We start from the raw sequence: 3204 nt of genomic DNA, 5'->3' as shown, positions 1-3204 counted from the left end.
TGCTACTCCAAATCAGTTGAGATGTTGAAGTGTTCCCTCCGCTTGCTGCTCCACTATTTGAAATATCGAACAGTTTCTTTGCTGGTCTAGTTCATTACTCTTTCAGCAACGCCGGGCTTTTAACCAGGAAATTGATTTCCTGATTCCAAGTGCGTAAGTCCTACGGTAATTACCTCTTTCCTGTAGCACCTAGAGTACCCTGTCTCTCATCAGTGTCACTCAGTATCTAAATATCAATTATGGTAGATGCGATCGCATCTGAGTAGTTTATATTACCCATCTGCTTAATTGTGACAAAAAAAATTAATTTAGTCCGCTTAGAATAAACCCTGATGCTATACCAACAAAGGCCGCATACGCGACCTTAAAATCCTGCTAAGCTACGGCTTGCTTTGTTCGTCCTTAGCGTTACTCGCTCTTGCGCTTTTTAAAAGCGAGATGTTCAGGTTATCGTGTTTTAGCTTCAACACTTTCGAGCAGAACTAACATTAAATTCATGTAAATCTGCATCCCAAATACTAATGTAAATAACATTACAATCTTGCCGCACAATCATTCCTCTTAAGTTGCCTTGGGTGAAAGTATAAGAACTGCGCCGCCCCCGTTGCACTTGTCGGAGTCCCTGGCGAATATCTGGGGATGCACCACTGGGTAAAAGTCCATTCAATGTAGTTGACATTGTTTGAGGATCTACCGAGTCGGCAAAGGATACCTCTGTTTGCCGAAGCCGTCCAGAAGTGCGATCGAATAAGTAGCCAAGGTCAATCTGATCTGGCACCACTTCATAAATTACAGCGCGCGTCCTCCAAAGACCGCTGACATCTTTGCTTGGCTTGCCGAGTGCTGCTTGTATGTCGCTTCTGGCTGTACCTACTTGAAATGTTGGAACGCTGGTAGATACGTTTGGCGCTGGGTTATTGTTTTCGGGTTCCGGTGTGGGACGCGCTGGTTCGGGTGTGGGACGTGCTGGTTCGGGTGTGGGACTGACTGATTCAGGGGTTGGCGCAGGTTCCGGTTCGCGCACTGGTTCTGGTTCAGCGGTTTGTACGGGTTCCGGTTCGCGCACGGGTTCTGGTGTCGGGGTTGGCGCGATCGCTACAGAAGGTGTTGGTTCGTCGCGGGTTACGGGCGAATTGTCAGGCGTTGGTGAAGGGGTTGGCTCTGTTTGTCTGGCGATTGGTTCCTCGGCGCGAGGAGAAGATGACGCTACCGGAGAGGGCGATTGCGGGTTTCTGGTAAAAACTAAGGTGCCAGCTACAGCTGCACTTACCAAGCCAGCTGCAATTAAAAGTCCTATCAGCAAAGGATTCCGCTGTTGGGGTTGACCAACGGCAGGCGGTGTGTTGTTTGCTGTTGGCGGATATACAGGAGTAGGCGTGTTAGTGCCAGCACCAGGAGACACCGCTATCGTTGCTGCATTAGAAAGTGCAGGAGTTGGGGTAAAAGCGGCACTCGATTGTAAAGCATCAAGCATTTCTCTGGCAGTGGAAAAGCGATCGCGTGGATGCGACTGAATCGCCTTATCCAACACCGCCGTAAAGCCGGGACTCATATTTGATGCGTACTGATGCCACAAAATTTCCCCAGTTCGGGGGTCACTCTGCAAATCTTGCGGCAGTTTCCCAGTCAGCAAATAAATCGCCGTCAGCGCCAAACTGTACAAATCGCTGGCGAATACTGGGTGTCCGACTCCTTGTTCCGAAGGCATAAACCCCGGCGTACCAATCACCATCGAGGCGACGGCGTTCCCTACGGCAGTATTCCCCGCGCCCACACTTTCCTTAACAGCGCCGAAATCAATCAGCACGGGCTTTCCATCCCGTTGCCGGATAATAATATTGTCCGGCTTGATATCCCGGTGAATCATCCGCTTGCTGTGGACAAAATCCAGCACTGGCAACAAACTCACCAGAATATCCTTAACCGCCTTCTCAGAAAGCACTCCCTCGGCTTGCACCTTCTTCGTTAGGGTTTGACCCTCGATAAATTCCTGAACCAGGTAAAACTGCCCAGCTTCCGAAAAGTAGGCGTATAACTTGGGAATTTGATTGCTGCCTTCACCCAGATCCTCTAAAATTGCCGCTTCTCGCTGGAAACGAGTTTGAGCCTGTAGGAACATCTGGGGGTCGTGTGCTATTGGCTTCAGCTGTTTTATTGCACAGCGACGGCCCGAAGGCATATGAGTATCTTCTGCTAGAAAGGTGTTGCCAAATCCACCACTTCCCAGAGTCTGGATAATTTTATAACGATTGTTCAGCAATGGGGGCATGAGATAAAATCACAAGCGAGGGTTTGTGCCAAGAGGAAACGGGAATTTTAGAGCCGCAATTATTTTAGGTCAAGTAAGCCACTTTCTTTTAATTTGGGATTGAAGCGGAGTTCCACTTGTACGCCACGGGCTTTCAGCTCTGTGAAGATTTCTTCTTCAACTCGCCGTGCTACATTTTTTAACAATTTTACTTGTCCTATTTCATCTATCGTTAGGCTCGTAAACTTCGCCTGTTCCTCGGCTGTCATCGCTAGTTTTGCGTCGATGGGGTCATTCCATTTTTCTTTTTCAGAACTATTCCCCACTGGTATCGCACCATTTTCTTCAATCCAAGCATCTCGAATGCTTTCGAGAATGGTACGGTTAGGACGTTCGATAATGTGTGCTTTTAACCAGTAGCAGTGTTGAGGTTGACGCACTAGATGTTGTTTGATGCTGACTGAGATATCGCGAGAATAGTTAATCAGTTGCAGCACTTTTTCATTATCAAAAACTGCGTATACGCCAATTTTTCCCTGCCATTGCTCAGGTAAATGTCCGTTTTCGTCAATGTAAGGGATGTATTCTAAACTGGGGAGAGGGGGAATGTTGTTATCAGTCATTGTAATTTCTGGGAAATTTTTATATTTTACTTTTTATGAGTGCATCTAGGATGTTGATAATCTTTATTTAGATTTTTTCCAGATGAATGCTGGTGACACTTGAGGGAGGAGCGCATCATAACGCATCTTACATACCTACATATATTAAATCGTCTAGGTCAGAGAACGTTGCTATAGCAATTCAAGGCTTGAGTGCAATACATCTGTAGGGGTATGGCAATGCCCATTGGTGTCAACTTAACGTCTCAGCCCAGATGTCAAGCGATTGAGCCTGAATTCGGCGATGTCGCTGGCGCTGAGCTTTGACCAGACCAAAGGATTGGTGAAATTGCA

At 47.2% G+C, this 3204-nt stretch carries 2 protein-coding genes and 1 pseudogene; 1 reads left to right on the top strand and 2 read right to left on the bottom strand.

Going from position 1 to position 3204, the window contains the following annotated elements:
• Window positions 1-90 (top strand): annotated as a pseudogene (locus NDI42_RS29050) (IS1 family transposase); the annotation flags it as partial.
• Between the two features lie 373 nt (window positions 91-463).
• Here the strand turns inward: NDI42_RS29050 and NDI42_RS28765 are convergent.
• The gene (locus NDI42_RS28765; RefSeq protein ID WP_190460001.1) at window positions 464-2269 is read right to left on the bottom strand and encodes a serine/threonine-protein kinase; all 1806 of its coding nucleotides are present in this window, start codon (window positions 2267-2269) and stop codon (window positions 464-466) included.
• 59 nt (window positions 2270-2328) lie between these two features.
• Entirely contained in the window at window positions 2329-2871 is a 543-nt protein-coding gene (locus NDI42_RS28760) for a GIY-YIG nuclease family protein (RefSeq protein ID WP_190459999.1), read from the bottom strand.
• Between the last annotated feature and the right edge of the window lie 333 nt (window positions 2872-3204).

Origin of the sequence: Funiculus sociatus GB2-C1 (assembly GCF_039962115.1) — a bacterium.
Taxonomy (GTDB): Bacteria; Cyanobacteriota; Cyanobacteriia; order Cyanobacteriales; family FACHB-T130; genus Funiculus; species Funiculus sociatus.
Note: the sequence above shows the minus strand (reverse complement) of the source record. Positions and strands in the feature narration are given on the sequence as shown.